Source organism: Streptomyces subrutilus (genome assembly GCF_008704535.1).
GTDB classification, from domain to species: domain Bacteria; phylum Actinomycetota; class Actinomycetes; order Streptomycetales; family Streptomycetaceae; genus Streptomyces; species Streptomyces subrutilus.
In genome coordinates this window covers 3,311,642-3,331,785 of record NZ_CP023701.1, presented here as the reverse complement: position 1 = coordinate 3,331,785, position 20,144 = coordinate 3,311,642, and the positions used below count along the sequence as shown (strand labels likewise).

Below are 20,144 nucleotides of genomic sequence, written 5' to 3'. Positions count from 1 at the left end.
CTACGCGGCCGGCTCCGCGGCGGGCCCGAGATCCAGCGTGTACCGGCGGCCGTGGCTGACGCCGTTCGGCAGCAGGAAGCGCTCGGCCAGGGTCATGCCCAGCCGCTCGGCCACCGCGATCGACCGGGCGTTCCCGTCGTTGATCATCGCCACCACGTGCGGGACGCCGGCCGCCCGGACCCGCTCCAGGGTGGCCAGGGCGGCGGCGTACGCGTACCCCTGACCCCAGGCCCCGCGCCCCAGCCGCCAGCCGATCTCGATCTCCCCGACCGGGCCCCAGGGCTTCGTCTCGGGCCAGGGCTGCGCGCCGGTGAAGCCGATCACCGCGCCCTGCGCGTCCAGCAGGGTCCACAGGCAGAAGCCGAGCCGGGCGTCGTGCAGCCGCTGCCGGGCGGTGAGCTCCTCGTACAGGGAGAGCTCGGCGGGTCCGCCGAGGAACTCCATGACCTCGGCGTCGTCGAAGACCCGCTGCCAGGCACGGGCGTCCTCGTCGGTGGGCACGCGCAGCTGGACGGCGGGGAGCGGCCGGGCGGGCGAGGTGGTCATCGGAGGCACCCTTCGGATCGTGATCTCTCTCGCTGCATAGACTGCACGTGTCCGGTGCCGTTGGGCACCCTTTATCGAGCCTTCGGGAGACCCCGCAGTGACCGAGCCCCTCTCCGAACACTCCGCGGACGTGATCGTCGTCGGGGCCGGGCCCGCCGGCTCGACCACCGCGTACTACCTCGCCAAGGCCGGATTGGACGTCCTGCTCCTGGAGAAGACCGCCTTCCCCCGGGAGAAGGTCTGCGGCGACGGCCTGACCCCGCGCGCCACCAAGCAGCTGGTCGCCATGGGCATCGACATCTCCGAAGAGGCCGGCTGGCTGCGCAACAAGGGCCTGCGGATCATCGGCGGCGGACAGCGGCTCCAGCTGGACTGGCCGGATCTCGCCTCCTATCCGGACTACGGCCTCGTCCGCAAGCGCGACGACTTCGACGAGACCCTGGCCCGCCAGGCCCAGAAGGCCGGCGCCCGGCTCTACGAGCGCTGCAACGTCGGCGAGCCCGTGCGCGACCCCCGCACCGGGCACATCACCGGCGTGCGGGCGAAGCTGGGCGAGGAGAAGACCCCGGTCACCTTCAGCGCCCCGCTGGTCGTCGCGGCCGACGGCAACAGCTCCCGGCTGTCGCTCGCCATGGGCCTGCACCGGCGCGAGGACCGCCCGATGGGCGTGGCCGTCCGTACGTACTTCACCTCGCCCCGGCACGACGACGACTACCTGGAGTCCTGGCTGGAGCTGTGGGACCGGCGCGGCGCGCAGGACAGGCTGCTGCCTGGCTACGGCTGGATCTTCGGCATGGGCGACGGCACCTCGAACGTCGGGCTCGGCATCCTCAACTCCTCCTCCGCCTTCAAGGAGCTGGACTGGCGCGAGGTCCTCAAGGCCTGGTGCGCGTCCATGCCGGAGGACTGGGGCTACACCCCCGAGAACATGACCCAGCCGATCCGCGGCGCGGCCCTGCCGATGGCCTTCAACCGGCAGCCCCACTACACCAAGGGACTGCTGCTCGTCGGAGACGCGGGCGGGCTCGTCAACCCGTTCAACGGCGAGGGCATCGCCTACGCGATGGAATCCGGCCAGATCGCGGCCGACGTCATCGTCCAGGCCCACGCCCGAGCGACCCCGGCGCAGCGCGAACTCGCGCTGCACAACTACCCGAAGGTCCTCAAGGAGACCTACGGCGGCTACTACACGCTGGGCCGCGCCTTCGTGAAGCTGATCGGCAACCCGAAGGTCATGAAGGTCGCCACGCAGCGCGGCCTGACCCACCCGGTGCTGATGAAGTTCACGCTGAAGATGCTGGCCAACCTGACGGACCCGACGGGCGGCGACGCGATGGACCGCATCATCAACGGCCTCTCGAAGGTGGCACCGAAGGCCTGACGGCGACGGGGCACGGGGTACGCGTGCGCGTACGGCTAGGCGACGGGTCGCGGCGGGGGGTCCCCGGCGGGGCCCGTCCGGTCGTACGGGGGCGCGTCGGCCGGGGCCGGCGGGGGGTCGGCGCGGTGGACCGCGCGGACGCAGCGGGTCAGCAGGGCCAGGCCGCCGAGCAGGAGCAGCGCCGAGACGCTCCAGCCGAGGCCGAGGGCCAGCGGGTGGCCGGGCTTGTGCCAGGGGCGGGCGGTGGTCAGCAGCCAGCCGCCCACGGCGAGGAGGCCGAGCCCGAGCGCGGCCGGGGCCGCGGTGGGGTCCGCGCCCCGGGGGCGTTCGTGGGGCCGGTCGTGGGGGCGTGCGCTCACGGGACCACCACCTCCAGGGTTCGGGCCAGGGGCCGGTCGTACGCGCCGCGGCCATCTTCGCAGGCGCCCGGCCCGTCGCGCGCGGGTCCCCGGCAACTCGCGTGCGGGGCGGGCCCGCAGGCGGCCCCGGCGACCGGGGCGGGCCCCCGCGACGCACCGCGCCCGGGCAGCACGAAGGGCCGGTGCTCCACCCCCGAGCGGGGGAGCACCGGCCCTTCGTGACGACCGGGGCCGCGGGGACCGCCCGGGGACGGCCCGGGAAGCGCCCTGGGCCGCCCGTGGGGGCCCGGGGGGACCGGGGCGGCCGACCGCGGCCCGGAGGGGCTCAGAGGATGCGGACGGCGCCCGTCGGCTTGTCGTAGCTCAGCGAGCGCTCGACGATGCCGGTCTTGGAGTTCTGCGCACCGACGTACTTGCCGCCGCCGACGTACACGGCGACGTGGTACGCGTTGCCCTTGGAGCCCCAGTACAGGATGTCGCCCGGCTGCAGGGAGCCCAGCGAGACCGAGGTGCCGGCCGCGGACTGGTCCTGCGACATGCGCGGCAGCGAGATGCCGGCCTGGCGGTAGGCAGCGCCGACGAGGCCGGAGCAGTCGAAGGAGGACGGACCGGTGCCGCCCAGCACGTACGCCTTGCCGACCTGCGCGCGGGCGAAGTTGACGATGGCGGCGGCGGAGCCGGTGGCGGGTGCGGTGACCGTACCGGTGCCCCGGGAGGGCTTGGTGACGGACGAGCCGGAGCCGGAGCCGGAGTCGGACGCGGAGGTGCTCGCGAGGGTGGTGCGGGCGGAGCTGCGGGCGGCGCGCTCCGACTCGGCCTTGCGGTCGGCCTCCTCCTTCGCCTTCTTCTCGGCGTCGGCCTTCTGCTGGGCGTCGGCCTTGGCCTGCTTCGCCTCGGCGGCGGCGCCCGTGCGGGCGGTCTCCTCCTGGGCGGTCAGTTCGCCCTCGACGGCGGCCAGGCGGGTGTTCTCGGCCGCGGTGGTGACGGCGGAGGAGACGTCGGCGCCCAGGTCCGCGGTGAGGACCGGCATTTCGAGCGTCGTCTCGGCCACGGGCTCTGCGGACGGGGACGCGCTCGCGGTGCCGGCCATGGCCAGGGTGCTGAGGACGCCACCGGCAACTCCGGCGCGGACCGCGAGCTTCGAGGCGCTGCGGCGGGGCTTCCGGTGGCTGGGTATGTGAGCGGTGTGGGACATGAGGACAACCGCTATCAGGGCGCCAGGGGTCCCTTCAAGAAACGTGGCGTGCGCCACAGTTAGCCGCAGAGGGGGCTAACCGGGCGCGGCGGGGCTCTCATTGACGCCGTAACGGGCCAATCGGACGCACCGTCACAAGGCTGTGATCATGAGGTTTCCGCGATAAGTCCGAATTGATCCACGGTCTACCATTCCGCCGGACAGTTGGCCAAGCCCCGTTTCGGAAGGCTCGATTCGGAGTGGTGCAGGTCACAGGAGCGTCACGTCGTGCGGACGTCGGGGCCGTGTCGTGACCGTGCCGTGAAGACGGTGCGGGGTTCGTGAACCGGTGCACGCGGCCGACCGTCCGTTCTGTCCCGCTTCCGCCCCGCGTCCACCTCGGTACGCGCGGGCTCATCCGACCGGGCGACGGCGATCCCTTTATCACCGGCCCCCGATCACCGCCAATTTGCCTGCAATGGCCATCATTTGATAGAGCGACACCCCTTCCACCTGCAACGACAGGGCCGGATGTCACCTTTGGTGATCATGTGGATGCTTCGCGTATGAAGATCACCGCTCATCTGACTTCATGATCGTTCGTCAGGTGGTGGAGATCACAAACTCGTTGTTGCAACCCGTGTCGCAGATCACAGACGACCGGGCATAGGATGCGCACCAGTCCGGCTTGTGAACTGCCTCACATGCGATCCCCCAACCGGGGGGTGATCTTCGCGGGGCGGGGAGCGCGGCGCCGGCACAGCGGTCCAACGGTCAAGGACGACTGGAAGGAGCGAGGAGCGTGAATGTGTACGCGCCCATCCTCGTGCTCGGCGCCCTCGGCGCAGGGTTTGCGATCTTCTCCGTGGTCATGGCCACGCTGATCGGCCCAAAACGGTACAACCGGGCAAAACTTGAAGCGTACGAATGCGGTATCGAGCCGACACCGTTGCCGGCCGGCGGCGGCCGCTTCCCCATCAAGTACTACCTGACGGCGATGCTCTTCATCGTCTTCGACATCGAGGTTGTCTTCCTCTACCCCTGGGCCGTCACCTTCGACTCCCTGGGGATCTTCGGGCTCGTCGAGATGCTGCTCTTCGTGCTCACCGTCTTCGTCGCCTACGCCTACGTCTGGCGCCGCGGCGGCCTGGAATGGGACTGAGGGGCTGAATTTTCCATGGGACTGGAAGAGAAGCTGCCGAGCGGCTTTCTGCTGACCACCGTCGAGCAGGCCGCGGGCTGGGTGCGCAAGTCATCCGTGTTCCCCGCGACCTTCGGCCTCGCCTGCTGCGCCATCGAGATGATGACCACCGGAGCGGGCCGGTACGACCTGGCCCGCTTCGGCATGGAGGTCTTCCGCGGCTCCCCGCGCCAGGCCGACCTGATGATCGTGGCCGGCCGGGTCAGCCAGAAGATGGCGCCGGTGCTGCGCCAGGTCTACGACCAGATGCCCGCTCCCAAATGGGTCATCTCCATGGGGGTGTGCGCCTCCTCGGGCGGCATGTTCAACAACTACGCGATCGTCCAGGGCGTCGACCACATCGTCCCGGTGGACATCTACCTCCCCGGCTGCCCGCCCCGCCCCGAGATGCTCATGGACGCGATCCTCAAGCTCCACCAGAAGATCCAGGGCTCGAAGCTCGGCGTGAACCGGGAAGAGGCCGCCCGCGAAGCGGAGGAGGCGGCCCTCAAGGCACTCCCCACCATCGAGATGAAGGGGCTGCTCCGGTGAGCGACACCCAAGAGCCGGAGAACGGCGGCACCCTCCCCGCACCCCGGGGCCGGGGACCCGAGGTCATCGGCGTCCGCAAGGGCATGTTCGGAGCCGCCGCGGGCGGCGACACCAGCGGCTACGGCGGCCTCGTCCGCACCGTGGCCCTCCCCGGGGCCACCTCCCGCCCGTACGGCTCCTACTTCGACGAAGTGGCCGACGAGCTCGAAGGCGCCCTGGAGGAACAGGGCCTGGCCCCCGGCAACGCCATCGAGAAGACGGTGGTCGACCGGGGCGAGCTCACCTTCCACATCGCCCGCGAGCACCTCGTCCGGGTCGCCTCCACCCTGCGCGACGACCCGGCGCTGCGCTTCGAGCTCTGCACCGGCGTCTCCGGCGTGCACTTCCCCGGCGACAAGGGCCGCGAGCTGCACGCCGTCTACCACCTGCGCTCGCTCACCCACGGGCGCCTGCTGCGGCTGGAAGTGTCCGCGCCGGACGCCGACCCGCACGTGCCCTCGCTCGTCGCGGTCTACCCGACCAACGACTGGCACGAGCGCGAGACCTACGACTTCTTCGGCCTGGTCTTCGACGGGCACCCGGCGCTCACCCGGATCATGATGCCGGACGACTGGCAGGGTTTCCCGCAGCGCAAGGACTACCCGCTCGGCGGCATCGCCGTCGAGTACAAGGGCGCCCAGATCCCGGCTCCCGACCAGCGGAGGTCGTACAGCTGATGTCCACTTCACACGCCTCCTCCCGGGAGACCACCGAAGGCCTCGTCTACACCGTCACCGGCGGCGACTGGGACGAGATCGTCCAGTCGGCGGCCCGCGCGGACGACGAGCGGATCGTCGTCAACATGGGACCGCAGCACCCGTCCACCCACGGCGTGCTCCGCCTGATCCTGGAGATCGACGGCGAGACGGTCACCGAGGCCCGCTGCGGCATCGGCTACCTGCACACCGGCATCGAGAAGAACCTCGAATACCGCAACTGGACGCAGGGCACCACCTTCGTCACGCGCATGGACTACCTGACGCCGTTCTTCAACGAGACGGCCTACTGCCTCGGCGTCGAGAAGCTCCTCGGCATCACCGACCAGATCCCCGACCGCGCGAGCGTCATCCGGGTGCTCCTGATGGAGCTCAACCGGCTCTCCTCCCACCTGGTGTGCATCGCCACCGGCGGCATGGAGCTGGGCGCGACCACGATCATGATCTACGGGTTCCGGGACCGCGAGCTCATCCTCGACGTCTTCGAGCTGATCACCGGCCTGCGCATGAACCACGCGTTCGTCCGCCCCGGCGGCCTCGCGCAGGACCTGCCCCCCGGCGCCGTCGACCAACTGCGCGCGTTCATCAAGACCATGAAGAAGAACCTGCCGGAGTACGACCAGCTCGCCACCGGCAACCCCATCTTCAAGGCCCGCATGCAGGACGTCGGCTACCTCGACCTCACCGGCGCCATGGCGCTCGGCGCCACCGGACCGATCCTGCGCTCCGCCGGCCTCCCGCACGACCTGCGCAAGTCCGACCCGTACTGCGGTTACGAGACCTACGAGTTCGACGTGCCGACCACCGAGACCTGCGACTCCTACGGGCGGTTCCTGATCCGCCTGGAGGAGATGCGCCAGTCGCTGCGGATCGTCGAACAGTGCCTGGACCGGCTGGAGCCGGGACCGGTCATGGTCGCCGACAAGAAGATCGCCTGGCCCGCGCAGCTCGCCATGGGCCCGGACGGACTCGGCAACTCGCTCGACCACATCAAGAACATCATGGGCACCTCCATGGAAGCCCTCATCCACCACTTCAAGCTGGTGACCGAGGGCTTCCGGGTCCCGGCCGGCCAGGCGTACGCGGCCGTCGAGTCGCCCAAGGGCGAACTCGGCGTCCACGTGGTCTCCGACGGCGGCACCCGCCCCTACCGGGTCCACTTCCGCGACCCGTCCTTCACCAACCTGCAGGCCATGGCGGCGATGTGCGAGGGCGGCCAGGTCGCCGACGTCATCGTCGCCGTCGCCTCCATCGACCCCGTGATGGGAGGCGTCGACCGATGACCGACATCTCGCTGGGCATGCCCCAGCTCCCCGCCCCGGACTATCCGGCGGAGGTCCGCGAGCGGCTCGCGGCGGACGCGGCCGAGGTCATCGCCCGCTACCCCGACAGCCGGTCCGCACTGCTGCCGCTGCTCCACCTCACGCAGTCGCAGGAGGGATACGTCTCGCGCACCGGCATCCGCTTCTGCGCCGAGGTGCTGGGCCTGACCACCGCCGAGGTCACGGCCGTGGCCACCTTCTACACGATGTACCGCCGCAAGCCCTCCGGCGACTACCAGGTCGGCGTCTGCACCAACACCCTGTGCGCCGTCATGGGCGGCGACGCCATCTTCGACGAGCTCAAGGAACACCTCGGGGTCGGCAACAACGAGACCACCCCGGACGGCAAGGTCACGCTGGAGCACATCGAGTGCAACGCGGCCTGCGACTTCGCCCCCGTGATGATGGTGAACTGGGAGTTCTTCGACAACCAGACCCCCGAGTCCGCCAAGGCCGTGGTCGACGACCTGCTGGCCGGCCGCCCCGTGGCACCGACCCGCGGCGCGCCGCTGTGCACGTACAAGGAGACGGCCCGCATCCTCGCCGGGTTCCCGGACGAGCGCGACGGCGCGGTGGAGGCCACCGGCGGCGCCGGCCCGGCCTCCCTCATCGGCCTGCGCATCGCCCGCGGCGAATCCCCGCAGCCTTCGATCGTGCACCCGCGGGGCGAGGCCACCGCCGAGGGAGGGGAGTGATGACCGTGTCATCGGAACTGAGCAACGGAGGCGGCTCCCGGCCCGAGGCCGGCGGCGGATCCAGCCCCGAGAAGCTCCTCGCGCCCGTCCTCTCGGCGTTCTGGGACGAACCCGGGTCGTGGACGCTGGAGACCTACCGGCGCCACGAGGGGTACGAGGGCCTGCGCAAGGCGCTCGCGATGACCCCCGACGACCTGATCGCCTACGTCAAGGACTCCGGTCTGCGCGGACGCGGCGGCGCGGGGTTCCCCACCGGCATGAAGTGGCAGTTCATCCCGCAGGGCGACGGCAAGCCGCACTACCTCGTCGTGAACGCGGACGAGTCGGAGCCGGGGACCTGCAAGGACATCCCCCTCCTCTTCGCCAACCCGCACTCCCTCATCGAGGGAATGATCATCGCCTGCTACGCGATCCGCTCCGAGCACGCGTTCATCTACCTGCGCGGCGAGGTCGTCCCGGTCCTGCGCCGCCTGCACGAGGCGGTGCGCGAGGCGTACGCGGCCGGCTACCTCGGGGAGGACGTGCTCGGCAGCGGGCTCAAGCTCGACATCACGGTGCACGCGGGCGCGGGAGCGTACATCTGCGGCGAGGAGACCGCCCTGCTCGACTCCCTCGAAGGCCGGCGCGGCCAGCCCCGGCTGCGGCCGCCCTTCCCCGCCGTCGAGGGGCTGTACGCGTGCCCCACCGTGGTGAACAACGTCGAGTCCATCGCCTCCGTCCCCGCGATCCTGAACCAGGGCAAGGACTGGTTCAAGGCGATGGGCACCGAGAAGTCCCCCGGCTTCACCCTGTACTCGCTCTCCGGGCACGTCTCCGGACCCGGCCAGTACGAGGCACCGCTCGGCATCACCCTGCGCCAGCTCCTCGACATGAGCGGCGGGATGCGGCCCGGCCACCGGCTGAAGTTCTGGACCCCCGGCGGCTCCTCCACCCCGATGTTCACCGACGAGCACCTCGACGTCCCCCTCGACTACGAGGGCGTCGGCGCGGCCGGCTCCATGCTCGGCACCAAGGCGCTCCAGTGCTTCGACGAGACGACCTGCGTGGTGCGGGCCGTCACCCGGTGGACCGAGTTCTACGCCCACGAGTCCTGCGGCAAGTGCACCCCCTGCCGCGAAGGCACCTACTGGCTCGTGCAGTTGCTGCGGGACATCGAGGCCGGCAAGGGCGTCATGTCCGACCTGGACAAGCTCAACGACATCGCCGACAACATCAACGGCAAGTCGTTCTGCGCCCTCGGCGACGGCGCCGCCAGCCCGATCTTCTCCTCGCTCAGGTACTTCCGCGAGGAGTACGAGCAGCACATCACGGGCCGGGGCTGCCCCTTCGACCCCAAGAAGTCGACCCTCTGGGCTGACACGGAGGTGAACGCATGACCGTCACCACGAACGCTCCCGCCGGTGGCGGCGAGGCCGCGGTGCCGCCCGAGGACCTGGTCTCGCTGACCATCGACGGCATCGAGATGTCCGTGCCCAAGGGGACCCTGGTCATCCGGGCCGCCGAACAGCTCGGCATCGAGATCCCCCGGTTCTGCGACCACCCCCTCCTCCCGCCCGCCGGCGCCTGCCGCCAGTGCATCGTCGAGGTCGAGGGCCAGCGCAAGCCGATGGCCTCCTGCACCATCACCTGCACCGACGGCATGGTCGTCAAGACCCAGCTCACCTCCGAGGTCGCCGACAAGGCCCAGCGCGGGGTGATGGAGCTGCTGCTCATCAACCACCCGCTGGACTGCCCGGTCTGCGACAAGGGCGGCGAGTGCCCGCTGCAGAACCAGGCCATGTCGCACGGCAACGCCGAATCCCGCTTCGAGGGCCGCAAGCGCACCTACGAGAAGCCCGTCGCCATCTCCACCCAGGTGCTGCTGGACCGCGAGCGCTGCGTCCTGTGCGCGCGCTGCACCCGCTTCTCCAACGAGATCGCCGGCGACCCGATGATCGAGCTGCTGGAGCGCGGCGCGCTCCAGCAGGTCGGCACCGGCGAGGGCGACCCGTTCGAGTCGTACTTCTCCGGCAACACCATCCAGATCTGCCCCGTCGGCGCCCTCACCTCGGCCGCCTACCGGTTCCGCTCCCGCCCCTTCGACCTCGTCTCCTCCCCGAGCGTGTGCGAGCACTGCGCGGGCGGCTGCGCGACCCGCACCGACCACCGGCGCGGCAAGGTGCTGCGCCGCCTGGCCGCCGAGGACCCCGAGGTCAACGAGGAGTGGATCTGCGACAAGGGCCGCTTCGGCTTCCGCTACGCGCAGCGCCCCGACCGGCTCACCACCCCGCTGGTGCGCGGCACCGACGGGGTCCTCGCCCCGGCGAGCTGGCCCGAGGCCCTGGAGGCCGCGGCGAACGGACTCGCGGCGGCGCGCGGCCGGTCCGGCGTACTGACCGGCGGCCGGCTGACCGTCGAGGACGCCTACGCGTACGCCAAGTTCGCCCGCGTGGTCCTCGACACCAACGACATCGACTTCCGGGCCCGCGTGCACAGCGCGGAGGAGGCCGACTTCCTGGCCGCCTCCGTCGCCGGCACCGGCAAGGACCTCGACGGCACCGGCCCCACCTTCACCTCGCTGGAGTCGGCCCCGGCCGTGCTCCTCGTCGGCATCGAGGCCGAGGAGGAGGCCCCCGGCGTCTTCCTGCGGCTGCGCAAGGGCCACCGCAGGCACAAGCAGCGGACCTTCGCCCTGGCCCCCTTCGCCACCCGCGGCCTGCAGAAGGCGGGCGGCACCCTGCTGGCCGCCGCGCCCGGCACCGAGCCCGAGTGGCTCGACGCGCTGGCCACCCGCACCGGCCTGGAGGCCGGCGGCGCCGAGGCCGCCGAGGCACTGCGCGGGCCCGGGGCGGTCATCGTCGTCGGCGAGCGGCTCGCCGGGGTGCCCGGCGCGCTGACCGCCGCCGTACGGGCCGCCACCGCGACCGGCGCCGAGCTGGTGTGGATCCCGCGCCGGGCCGGGGAGCGGGCCGCCGTCGAGGCGGGCGCGCTGCCGTCCCTGCTGCCCGGCGGCCGTCCGGCCACCGACCCGCGGGCCCGCGACGAGGTCGCCACCGCCTGGGGCGTGGACGAGCTCCCGCACCGCTACGGCCGCGACACCGGCCAGATCGTCGAGGCCGCGGCCGGCGGCGAACTGGCCGCCCTGCTGGTCGGGGGCGTGGAGGTCACCGACCTGCCCGACCCGGCCCGCGCCCGCACCGCGCTCCAGGAGGCCTTCGTGGTCTCGCTGGAACTGCGGCCGAGCGAGGTCACCGACCACGCCGACGTGGTCCTCCCGGTCGCCGCCGTCGCCGAGAAGGCCGGCGCGTTCATCAACTGGGAGGGCAGGCTCCGGCCCTTCGAGGCCGCGCTCAAGCCCGACCAGATGACCCGCCGCCTGGCCCCCGCCGACTCCCGCGTGCTGCACATGCTGGCCGACGCGGCCGACCGGCCGATCGCCCTGCCCGACGTCCACGCCGTACGCCGCGAGCTGGAGCGGCTCGGCCCCTGGGAGGGGGCGCTCGCGACCGAGCAGTCCACCGGCACCGAGCCGCTGCCGCGGCCCGGAGCGGGCGAGGCGGTCCTCGCGGGCCACCGGCTCCTCCTCGACCAGGGCCGCCTCCAGGACGGCGACGACGCCCTCGCCGGCACCCGGCACGAGGCCGCGGCCCGGCTCTCGGCCGCCACGGCCGCCGAGACGGGCGTCAAGAACGGCGACGTCCTCGCGGTCACCGGCCCGGCCGGAACCGTCGAACTGCCGTTGCGGATCACCGAGATGCCCGACCGGGTCGTCTGGCTCCCGCTGAACTCCACCGGCTCCGGCGTCCTCGCCGACACCGGCGCCCGCCCGGGCACCCTCGTACGCATCGGCCCGGCGACCCCGGCCGGCGCAGGCGACACCACTGCGGAGGTGGGCGCGTGAACGCGGTACAGCTCGCCGCGGAGGACCTTTCCCTCTTCGGCCGCGACGTCTGGTGGCTCGTCGTCCTCAAGGCGGTGTTCTGCTTCGCCTTCCTGATGGTGACCGTGCTGTTCTCCATCGTGTGGGAGCGCAAGGTCGTCGCCTGGATGCAGCTGCGCATCGGCCCCAACCGGCACGGCCCCTGGGGCATGCTCCAGTCGCTCGCCGACGGCGTGAAGCTGATGCTCAAGGAAGACCTGATCGTCAAGCGGGCCGACAAGGTCGTCTACGTCCTCGCCCCGATCATCGCGGCGATCCCGGCCTTCATGGCCATCGCGGTCATCCCCTTCGGGCCCGCGGGCAACGAGGTCTCCATCTTCGGCCAGCGCACCACGATGCAGCTGACCGACCTGCCCATCGCGATGCTCTACATCCTCGCCGTGGCCTCGGTCGGCATCTACGGCATCGTCCTGGCCGGCTGGTCCTCCGGCTCGACCTACCCGCTCCTCGGCGGCCTGCGCTCCTGCGCGCAGATGATCTCCTACGAGATCGCGATGGGCGCGGCCTTCGCCTCCGTCTTCCTCTACTCCGGGTCGATGTCGACCTCGGCGATCGTGGAGGCCCAGGCGGACCGCTGGTACATCGTGCTGCTGCCGGTCTCCTTCATCATCTACGTCATCACGATGGTCGGCGAGACCAACCGCGCCCCCTTCGACATGCCGGAGTCCGAGGGCGACCTCGTCGGCGGCTTCAACACCGAGTACTCCAGCATCAAGTTCGCGCTGTTCATGCTCGCCGAGTACGTCAACATGGTCACCGTCTCGGCCGTCTCGGTCACCCTCTTCCTGGGCGGCTGGCGGGCCCCGTACCCGATCAGCACCTTCTGGGAGGGCGCGAACCACGGCTGGTGGCCGATGCTCTGGTTCGTCATCAAGGTCCAGCTGCTCCTCTTCTTCTTCATCTGGCTGCGCGGCACGCTCCCGCGCGTGCGCTACGACCAGCTGATGAAGCTCGGCTGGAAGGTCCTGATCCCGGTCTCCGTGGTCTGGCTGATGCTCGTCGCCACCGTCCGCGCCCTGCGCAACGAGGCCTACGACTTCAGCGAGATCGTCCTCTACGTGGGCGGCGCCGTCGTGGCGATCCTGCTCCTCTCCTTCGTCGTCGACCTCTTCCGCGACAAGCGCGAACGGGCCGCCGCCGAGGAGGCCGGCACGGCGGCCGCGGCCGAGCCCTTCGACCCGATGGCGGGCGGGTTCCCCGTACCGCCCAAGCCCGGCCAGCAGTCGGCCCCCGTACCGCGCCGACGGGCGCGCGGCGAGCGGGAGCTGATCGCCAGCGGCGGGGCGAACACCGACAACGACCGAGAGGAGGCTTGAGAGATGTCCGACGACAAGTGGCAGAACCCGGTGGCCGGCTTCGGCGTGACCTTCAAGGCCATGTTCAAGAAGCGCCTCACCGAGCAGTACCCGGAGCAGCAGAAGACCACCGCTCCGCGCTTCCACGGACGGCATCAGCTCAACCGGCACCCGGACGGTCTGGAGAAGTGCATCGGGTGCGAACTGTGCGCCTGGGCCTGTCCCGCCGACGCGATCTACGTCGAGGGCGCGGACAACACCGAGGAGGAGCGCTACTCCCCGGGTGAGCGGTACGGCGCCGTCTACCAGATCAACTACGCCCGCTGCATCCTGTGCGGGCTGTGCGTCGAGGCGTGCCCGACACGGGCGCTGACCATGACGAACGAGTTCGAACTGGCCGACTCCAGCCGCGAGTCGCTCATCTACACCAAGGAGCAGCTGCTCGCCGGCCTCACCGAGGGCATGGTCGAGGCACCGCACTCGATCTTCCCCGGCACCGACGACACCGACTACTACCGCGGGCTGGTGACGGGGGCCGCCCCGGGCACGGTCCGGCAGGTCGCGGTGTCCCGGGGCGAGGTCGCCGAGCCCTCCGGGGAGGTGCAGGCATGAGCGCCGCCGCCACCGCAGCGACCTCGCTCGCCGCGACCTCCCTGACCTCCACGGGCGAGGCCGTCCAGTTCTGGGTCCTGGGGACGGTCGCCGTCGTCGGCGCCCTGGCCACGATCCTGATGAAGAAGGCCGTGCACAGCGCGCTGAGCCTGGCCGGGACGATGATCATCCTGGCCGTCTTCTACCTCGCCAACGGCGCGTACTTCCTGGGCGTCGTCCAGGTCGTCGTCTACACCGGCGCGATCATGATGCTCTTCCTCTTCGTGGTCATGCTCGTCGGCGTCACCGCCGCCGACTCCCTCAAGGAGACCATCAAGGGGCAGCGCTGGCTGGCCGCCCTGTGCGGCCTCGGCTTCGGCATCCTGCTGATCGCCGGCATCGGCAACGCCGGGCTCACCCACTTCAACGGGCTGGGCCGGATCAACTCCGCCGGCCACGTCGAGGGCCTGGCCCAGTTGATCTTCACCAAGTACGTCTTCGCCTTCGAGATGACCGGCGCGCTGCTGATCACCGCGGCCGTCGGCGCGATGGTGCTCACCCACCGCGAGCGCACCGAGCGCGCCGCCACCCAGCGCGAGCTGGCCGAGCGCCGCGTCCGCGAGGGCGTCCAGCTCCCGCCGCTGCCCGCCCCCGGCGTCTACGCCCGGCACAACGCGGTCGACGTCCCCGGCCTGCTGCCGGACGGCACCCCGTCCGAGCTCACCGTCAGCAAGACGCTGCGCGCCCGCGGCCAGATCCGGGACGTCTCCGGCCAGGCGCTCGACGACCTCAAGGCACTGGAGCAGCGGTCCTCGGAGCGGCTCGGCCGTGAGGAGGCCTCGAAGTGAATCCGGTCAACTACCTGTACCTGGCGGCCCTGCTGTTCACCATCGGTGCGGCCGGGGTGCTGATCCGCAAGAACGCGATCGTGCTGTTCATGTGCGTCGAGCTGATGCTCAACGCCTGCAACCTCGCCTTCGTCACCTTCTCGCGGATGCACGGCAACCTCGACGGCCAGATCATCGCGTTCTTCACGATGGTCGTCGCCGCCGCGGAGGTCGTGGTGGGCCTCGCGATCATCGTGTCGCTCTTCCGTACCCGCCACTCGGCCTCGGTCGACGACGCCAGCCTGATGAAGCTGTAAGGGGCGTTCACAGTGGAGAATCTGATTGCGCTGCTGGTGGCGGCGCCCCTGCTCGGAGCGGTGGTGCTGCTGTGCGGCGGCCGCCGCCTCGACAAGGCCGGCCACTGGATCGGCACCCTGCTCGCGGCCGTCTCCTTCGGCCTCGGCGTCGCCCTCTTCGCGGACATGCTGGGACGCGGGGCCGAGGACCGGACCCTGCACCAGCGCCTGTTCAGCTGGATCCCGGTGGAGGGCTTCCAGGCCGACATGGCCTTCCAGCTGGACCAGCTGTCGATGACCTTCGTCCTGCTGATCTCCGGGGTCGGCACGCTCATCCACGTGTACTCGATCGGGTACATGGAGCACGACGAGCGCCGGCGCCGCTTCTTCGGCTACCTCAACCTGTTCGTCGCGGCGATGCTCCTGCTGGTCATCGCCGACAACTACCTGCTGCTGTACTTCGGCTGGGAGGGCGTCGGCCTCGCCTCGTACCTCCTGATCGGCTTCTGGCAGCACAAGCCCAGCGCGGCCACCGCCGCGAAGAAGGCCTTCCTGGTCAACCGGGTCGGCGACATCGGCCTCTCGATCGCGATCATGCTGATGTTCACCACCTTCGGAACGTTCGCCTTCGGGCCGGTGCTCGGTGCCGTCGGCGAGACCTCCGAGGGCACGCTGACGGCGATCGGCCTGATGCTGCTGCTGGCCGCGTGCGGCAAGTCCGCCCAGGTGCCGCTGCAGTCCTGGCTCGGTGACGCGATGGAGGGCCCGACCCCGGTCTCCGCCCTCATCCACGCCGCCACCATGGTCACCGCGGGCGTCTACCTGATCGTCCGCTCCGGCGCCATCTTCAACGGGGCCCCCGACGCGCAGCTGGTCGTCACCGTCGTGGGCGCGGTCACGCTGCTCTTCGGTGCGGTCGTCGGTTGCGCGAAGGACGACATCAAGAAGGCCCTCGCGGGCTCGACGATGTCGCAGATCGGCTACATGATCCTGGCCGCCGGCCTCGGCCCGATCGGCTACGTCTTCGCCATCATGCACCTGGTCACGCACGGCTTCTTCAAGGCCGGCCTCTTCCTCGGCGCGGGTTCCGTGATGCACGGGATGAACGACGAGGTCGACATGCGCAAGTACGGCGGCCTGCGCACGCACATGCCGATCACCTTCGTGACCTTCGGCCTCGGCTACCTCGCGATCATCGGCTTCCCCGGCCTGTCCGGCTTCTTCTCCAAGGACATGATCATCGAGGCGGCCTTCGCCAAGGGCGGCACCCAGGGCTGGATCCTGGGCGGCGTGACCCTGCTGGGCGCCGGCATCACCGCGTTCTACATGACCCGCGTCATGCTCCTCACCTTCTTCGGCGAGAAGCGCTGGCAGCCCGACGCCGAGGGCCACGCCCCGCACCCGCACGAGTCCCCGAGGTCCATGACCATCCCGATGATCGTCCTGGCCTTCGGGTCGGTCTTCGCCGGCGGGTTCTTCGAGATCGGCGAGCGGTTCCTGAAGTGGCTGGAGCCCGTCACCGGCTACGAGCACGGCCACCCGCCGGTCAGCGCCCTGACGGTCACCGCGGCCACCATGGCCGTCCTGGTCGTCGGTGTCGCCGTCGCCTGGTCGATGTACGGCCGCAAGCCCGTCCCGGTCGTCGCCCCGCGCGGCTCGCTCCTCACCCGGGCGGCCCGGCGGGACCTCTACCAGGACGACTTCAACCACGTCGTGCTGGTGCGCGGCGGGGAGCACCTGACCCGCTCGCTCGTCTACGTGGACCACAGCCTGGTCGACGGCGTGGTCAACGGGACGGCCGCCTCGGTCGGCGGGCTGTCGGGCCGGCTGCGCAAGCTGCAGAACGGCTACGCCCGCAGCTACGCGGTCTCGATGTTCGGGGGCACGGCGATCCTGATCGCCGCGACCCTGCTGATGAGGGCGGTGTGAGATGAATGTCCCGCTTCTGACGGTGACGGCGGCGGTGCCCGCGGTCGGCGCGATCCTGACGGCGGCCGTCCCGGCCGCCCGCCGGACCGCCGCCAAATGGCTCGCGCTGCTGTTCTCGCTGGCGACGCTGGCCCTGGCCGTGGTCGTCGCGGTCCGCTTCGAGCCCGGTGGCGACCGCTACCAGCTCACCGAATCCCACGCGTGGATCGCCGACTTCGGCGTCCGCTACGAGCTCGGGGTGGACGGCATCGGGGTGGTGCTCATCGCCCTCACCGCCCTGCTCATCCCCTTCGTGATCGCGGCCGGCTGGAACGACGCCGACCCGCTGGAGACGCAGTCCTCGCGCTGGCGCCCGACCCAGGGCTTCTTCGCCCTGATCCTCATGGTCGAGGCGATGGTGATCATCTCCTTCGAGGCCACCGACGTCTTCCTCTTCTACATCTTCTTCGAAGCCATGCTCATCCCGATGTACTTCCTCATCGGCGGCTTCGGCGACCGGGCCCACGCGGGCTCCGACGAGAACGCGGCCGCGCAGCGCTCGTACGCGGCCGTCAAGTTCCTCCTCTACAACCTGGTCGGCGGCCTCATCATGCTGGCCGCCGTCATCGGGCTCTACGTGGTCGCCGGGAACTTCTCGCTCCAGGAGATCACCGCGGCCCGCGCCGCGGGCACGCTCGACATGGCGACCAACACCGAGCGGCTGCTGTTCCTCGGCTTCTTCTTCGCCTTCGCGGTGAAGGCCCCGCTGTGGCCGCTGCACACCTGGCTGCCGAACGCGATGGGCGAGGCCACGGCCCCGGTCGCCGTCCTGATCACCGCGGTCGTCGACAAGGTCGGCACCTTCGCGATGCTGCGCTTCTGCCTCGGCCTCTTCCCCGAGGCCAGCAAGTGGGCCACGCCGGTGATCCTGGTCCTGGCCCTGATCAGCATCGTCTACGGGGCGCTGGTCGCGGTCGGCCAGCGGGACATCAAGCGGCTGGTCGCCTACGCGTCGATCTCGCACTTCGGCTTCATCATCCTGGGCATCTTCGCGATGACCTCCCAGGGCCAGTCCGGGGCGACGCTCTACATGGTCAACCACGGGATCTCGACGGCGGCGCTGATGCTGGTCGCCGGCTTCCTGATCTCGCGGCGCGGCTCGCGGCTCATCGCCGACTACGGCGGCGTGCAGAAGGTGGCCCCGGTCCTGGCCGGCACCTTCCTGATCGGCGGCCTCGCCACCCTCTCGCTGCCGGGGCTGGCCCCCTTCGTCAGCGAGTTCCTCGTCCTGGTCGGCACGTTCGCCCGCTACCCGGTCGTCGGGATCATCGCCACCACCGGCATCGTGCTGGCCGCGCTCTACACCCTGGTGCTCTACCAGCGCACGATGACCGGCCCCGTGAAGGAGGAGGTCCGCACCATGCCGGACCTGCGCGTACGGGAGGTGCTGGTGGTCGCCCCGCTGATCGTGCTGCTGATCGGGCTGGGCGTGTACCCCAAGGTGCTGACCGACATCGTCAACCCGGCGGTGCAGCACACCATGTCGGACGTCAAACAGACCGACCCGAAGCCCGAGGTGGCGGTCGAGGCCGTACCCGCCGAGAAGGGGGAGGCGGCCAAGTGAGCACCCTGACTGCTGCCCAGAGCCTGTGGACGCTGGCTGCCGAGGGACCGGTCGACCGGATCCCGGCGCCGGTCATCGAATACGCGCAGCTCGCGCCCACGCTGATCGTGGTGGGCGCGGCGATCGTCGGAGTCCTCGTCGAGGCCTTCGTCCCGCGCAAGGCCCGCTACCACGTCCAGGTGTTCCTGGCCGTCGCCGCACTGGCCTCGGCCTTCGCGGCGGTCGTCGGCCTCGCCGCCGGCGGGTACGGGAGCACCAAGGCGCGCATCGCGGCCATGGGCGCCATCGCCGTGGACGGCCCGGCGCTCTTCCTCCAGGGCACCATCCTGCTGGCGTCGGTGGTGGCGGTGTTCACCTTCGCCGAGCGGCGCCTCGACCCGGCCGCGCACGGCAACCGGGTGGACTCCTTCGCCGCCCAGGCGGCGTCGGTACCGGGCAGCGACAGCGAGAAGGCCGCCGTGAAGGCGGGCTTCACCACCACCGAGGTCTTCCCGCTGGCCATGTTCGCCGTCGCCGGCATGCTGATCTTCCCGGCGGCCAACGACCTGCTGACCCTGTTCATCGCGCTGGAGGTCTTCTCCCTCCCGCTGTACCTGCTCTGCGCCGTCGCCCGCCGCCAGCGGCTGATGTCGCAGGAGGCCGCGGTGAAGTACTTCCTGCTGGGCGCCTTCTCCTCCGCCTTCCTCCTCTTCGGCATCGCCCTGCTCTACGGCTACGCGGGCTCGGTCTCGTACGCGGTGATCGCCGACGTGGTCGACGGCACCGTCACCACCGTCGACCCGGCGCTGGCGGCCACCATGGGCAACGACGCGCTGCTGCTGATCGGCGGCGCGCTGATCCTGATGGGCCTGCTCTTCAAGGTCGGCGCGGTCCCCTTCCACATGTGGACCCCGGACGTCTACCAGGGCGCCCCGACCCCGGTCACCGGCTTCATGGCGGCGGCGACGAAGGTGGCCGCCTTCGGCGCGCTGCTGCGGCTGCTGTACGTGGTGCTGCCGGGCCTGCGCTGGGACTGGCGTCCGGTGATGTGGGGCGTCGCGATCGTCACGATGCTGGCGGGCGCGGTGATCGCCGTGACCCAGACGGACGTCAAGCGGCTGCTGGCGTACTCCTCGATCGCGCACGCGGGCTTCATCCTGGCCGGTGTCATCGCGACCTCGGCGGAGGGCGTCCAGGCCGTCCTCTTCTACCTGGGCGCGTACTCCTTCGTGACGATCGGCGCCTTCGCGGTGGTCACGCTGGTGCGCGACGCGGGCGGCGAGGCGACGCACCTGTCGAAGTGGGCGGGTCTCGGGCGCCGTTCGCCGCTGACGGCGGCGGTCTTCGCCGTGTTCCTGCTCGCCTTCGCCGGCATCCCGCTGACGTCGGGCTTCGCCGGCAAGTTCGCCGTGTTCAAGGCGGCGGCGGAGGGCGGGGCCGGGGTGCTGGTCGTGGTCGGTGTGATCTCGTCCGCCATCGCCGCGTTCTTCTACGTCCGGGTGATCGTGCTGATGTTCTTCAGCGAGCCGAAGACCGACGGCCCGACCGTGGCCGTCCCCTCGCCGCTGACCATGACCACCATCGCGGTGGGCGTCGCGGTGACCCTGGTGCTGGGCGTGGCCCCGCAGTACTTCCTGGACCTGGCCGGGCAGGCGAGCACGTTCGTCCGCTGACCACCCGTACGCCGCACGGGCCCGGCCCCCGAGGGGGGCCGGGCCCGTGCGGCGTACGTGCTACCGCG

The 20,144-nt window shown here is 70.9% G+C and carries 18 protein-coding genes; 15 read left to right on the top strand and 3 right to left on the bottom strand.

Annotated elements, in window-relative coordinates; translation table 11 throughout:
• Window positions 1–546 carry a GNAT family N-acetyltransferase gene (locus CP968_RS14465; RefSeq protein WP_150518400.1) on the bottom strand — a complete coding sequence of 182 codons (546 nt, stop codon included), beginning with the start codon at window positions 544–546 and terminating at the stop codon, window positions 1–3.
• Window positions 547–643: 97 nt separating this feature from the next.
• Here CP968_RS14465 and CP968_RS14460 point away from each other — a divergent pair, with 97 nt between their 5' ends.
• Entirely contained in the window at window positions 644–1,927 is a 1,284-nt protein-coding gene (locus CP968_RS14460) for a geranylgeranyl reductase family protein (protein WP_150518399.1), read from the top strand.
• Between the two features lie 35 nt (window positions 1,928–1,962).
• Here CP968_RS14460 and CP968_RS14455 read toward each other — a convergent pair whose 3' ends face one another.
• Window positions 1,963–2,286, bottom strand: coding sequence for a hypothetical protein (locus CP968_RS14455; protein ID WP_150518398.1), 324 nt, complete (start codon window positions 2,284–2,286; stop codon window positions 1,963–1,965).
• Window positions 2,287–2,611: 325 nt separating this feature from the next.
• Entirely contained in the window at window positions 2,612–3,481 is an 870-nt protein-coding gene (locus CP968_RS14450; protein ID WP_150518397.1) for a C40 family peptidase, read from the bottom strand.
• 781 nt (window positions 3,482–4,262) lie between these two features.
• On the opposite strand from CP968_RS14450, the gene CP968_RS14445 reads away from it, so the two are divergent.
• From CP968_RS14445 to nuoN, 14 genes are read left to right on the top strand one after another with little or no spacing between them, the layout of a single operon-like run.
• Complete coding sequence (locus tag CP968_RS14445; protein ID WP_150518396.1) at window positions 4,263–4,622, top strand: NADH-quinone oxidoreductase subunit A; 360 nt, start codon at window positions 4,263–4,265, stop codon at window positions 4,620–4,622.
• A gap of 15 nt (window positions 4,623–4,637) precedes the next feature.
• Window positions 4,638–5,192: a NuoB/complex I 20 kDa subunit family protein gene (locus CP968_RS14440; RefSeq protein WP_007265818.1), complete on the top strand. Its 555-nt coding sequence runs from the start codon at window positions 4,638–4,640 to the stop codon at window positions 5,190–5,192.
• On the top strand, window positions 5,189–5,908 hold the full coding sequence (locus CP968_RS14435; RefSeq protein WP_150518395.1) for an NADH-quinone oxidoreductase subunit C: 720 nt from the start codon (window positions 5,189–5,191) through the stop codon (window positions 5,906–5,908). The genes CP968_RS14440 and CP968_RS14435 overlap by 4 nt, the downstream gene beginning before the upstream one ends.
• Window positions 5,908–7,230 (top strand): NADH-quinone oxidoreductase subunit D, encoded by a 1,323-nt coding sequence (locus tag CP968_RS14430; protein WP_150518394.1) that lies wholly within the window; start codon window positions 5,908–5,910, stop codon window positions 7,228–7,230. Before CP968_RS14435 ends, CP968_RS14430 begins: the two co-directional genes overlap by 1 nt.
• Entirely contained in the window at window positions 7,227–7,964 is a 738-nt protein-coding gene (gene nuoE / locus CP968_RS14425; RefSeq protein WP_150518393.1) for an NADH-quinone oxidoreductase subunit NuoE, read from the top strand. Before CP968_RS14430 ends, nuoE begins: the two co-directional genes overlap by 4 nt.
• Window positions 7,964–9,340: an NADH-quinone oxidoreductase subunit NuoF gene (gene nuoF / locus CP968_RS14420; RefSeq protein WP_150518392.1), complete on the top strand. Its 1,377-nt coding sequence runs from the start codon at window positions 7,964–7,966 to the stop codon at window positions 9,338–9,340. The genes nuoE and nuoF overlap by 1 nt, the downstream gene beginning before the upstream one ends.
• Window positions 9,337–11,844: an NADH-quinone oxidoreductase subunit G gene (locus tag CP968_RS14415; RefSeq protein WP_150518391.1), complete on the top strand. Its 2,508-nt coding sequence runs from the start codon at window positions 9,337–9,339 to the stop codon at window positions 11,842–11,844. Before nuoF ends, CP968_RS14415 begins: the two co-directional genes overlap by 4 nt.
• Complete coding sequence (nuoH, locus tag CP968_RS14410) at window positions 11,841–13,199, top strand: NADH-quinone oxidoreductase subunit NuoH (RefSeq protein WP_150518390.1); 1,359 nt, start codon at window positions 11,841–11,843, stop codon at window positions 13,197–13,199. Before CP968_RS14415 ends, nuoH begins: the two co-directional genes overlap by 4 nt.
• Before the next feature lie 3 nt (window positions 13,200–13,202).
• The gene (gene nuoI, locus CP968_RS14405) at window positions 13,203–13,790 is read left to right on the top strand and encodes an NADH-quinone oxidoreductase subunit NuoI (protein ID WP_150518389.1); all 588 of its coding nucleotides are present in this window, start codon (window positions 13,203–13,205) and stop codon (window positions 13,788–13,790) included.
• Window positions 13,787–14,617 carry an NADH-quinone oxidoreductase subunit J gene (locus CP968_RS14400; RefSeq protein WP_150518388.1) on the top strand — a complete coding sequence of 277 codons (831 nt, stop codon included), beginning with the start codon at window positions 13,787–13,789 and terminating at the stop codon, window positions 14,615–14,617. Before nuoI ends, CP968_RS14400 begins: the two co-directional genes overlap by 4 nt.
• Entirely contained in the window at window positions 14,614–14,913 is a 300-nt protein-coding gene (gene nuoK / locus CP968_RS14395; RefSeq protein ID WP_007265827.1) for an NADH-quinone oxidoreductase subunit NuoK, read from the top strand. The genes CP968_RS14400 and nuoK overlap by 4 nt, the downstream gene beginning before the upstream one ends.
• Window positions 14,914–14,925: 12 nt before the next feature.
• Entirely contained in the window at window positions 14,926–16,821 is a 1,896-nt protein-coding gene (gene nuoL / locus CP968_RS14390) for an NADH-quinone oxidoreductase subunit L (protein WP_150518387.1), read from the top strand.
• Between the two features lies 1 nt (window position 16,822).
• Entirely contained in the window at window positions 16,823–18,424 is a 1,602-nt protein-coding gene (locus tag CP968_RS14385; protein ID WP_150518386.1) for an NADH-quinone oxidoreductase subunit M, read from the top strand.
• A gap of 5 nt (window positions 18,425–18,429) precedes the next feature.
• The gene (nuoN, locus tag CP968_RS14380; protein ID WP_373304009.1) at window positions 18,430–20,076 is read left to right on the top strand and encodes an NADH-quinone oxidoreductase subunit NuoN; all 1,647 of its coding nucleotides are present in this window, start codon (window positions 18,430–18,432) and stop codon (window positions 20,074–20,076) included.
• Window positions 20,077–20,144: the final 68 nt, after the last annotated feature.

What these genes read in the sequence shown, in the direction of transcription:
- CP968_RS14465 (WP_150518400.1), bottom strand. Translation starts at nt 546, where the DNA reads ATGACCACCTCGCCCGCCCGGCCGCTCCCCGCCGTCCAGCTGCGCGTG.
- CP968_RS14450 (WP_150518397.1), bottom strand. Translation starts at nt 3,481, where the DNA reads ATGTCCCACACCGCTCACATACCCAGCCACCGGAAGCCCCGCCGCAGC.
- CP968_RS14440 (WP_007265818.1), top strand. Translation starts at nt 4,638, where the DNA reads ATGGGACTGGAAGAGAAGCTGCCGAGCGGCTTTCTGCTGACCACCGTC.
- CP968_RS14430 (WP_150518394.1), top strand. Translation starts at nt 5,908, where the DNA reads ATGTCCACTTCACACGCCTCCTCCCGGGAGACCACCGAAGGCCTCGTC.
- nuoE (WP_150518393.1), top strand. Translation starts at nt 7,227, where the DNA reads ATGACCGACATCTCGCTGGGCATGCCCCAGCTCCCCGCCCCGGACTAT.
- nuoF (WP_150518392.1), top strand. Translation starts at nt 7,964, where the DNA reads ATGACCGTGTCATCGGAACTGAGCAACGGAGGCGGCTCCCGGCCCGAG.
- CP968_RS14415 (WP_150518391.1), top strand. Translation starts at nt 9,337, where the DNA reads ATGACCGTCACCACGAACGCTCCCGCCGGTGGCGGCGAGGCCGCGGTG.
- nuoI (WP_150518389.1), top strand. Translation starts at nt 13,203, where the DNA reads ATGTCCGACGACAAGTGGCAGAACCCGGTGGCCGGCTTCGGCGTGACC.
- CP968_RS14400 (WP_150518388.1), top strand. Translation starts at nt 13,787, where the DNA reads ATGAGCGCCGCCGCCACCGCAGCGACCTCGCTCGCCGCGACCTCCCTG.
- CP968_RS14385 (WP_150518386.1), top strand. Translation starts at nt 16,823, where the DNA reads ATGAATGTCCCGCTTCTGACGGTGACGGCGGCGGTGCCCGCGGTCGGC.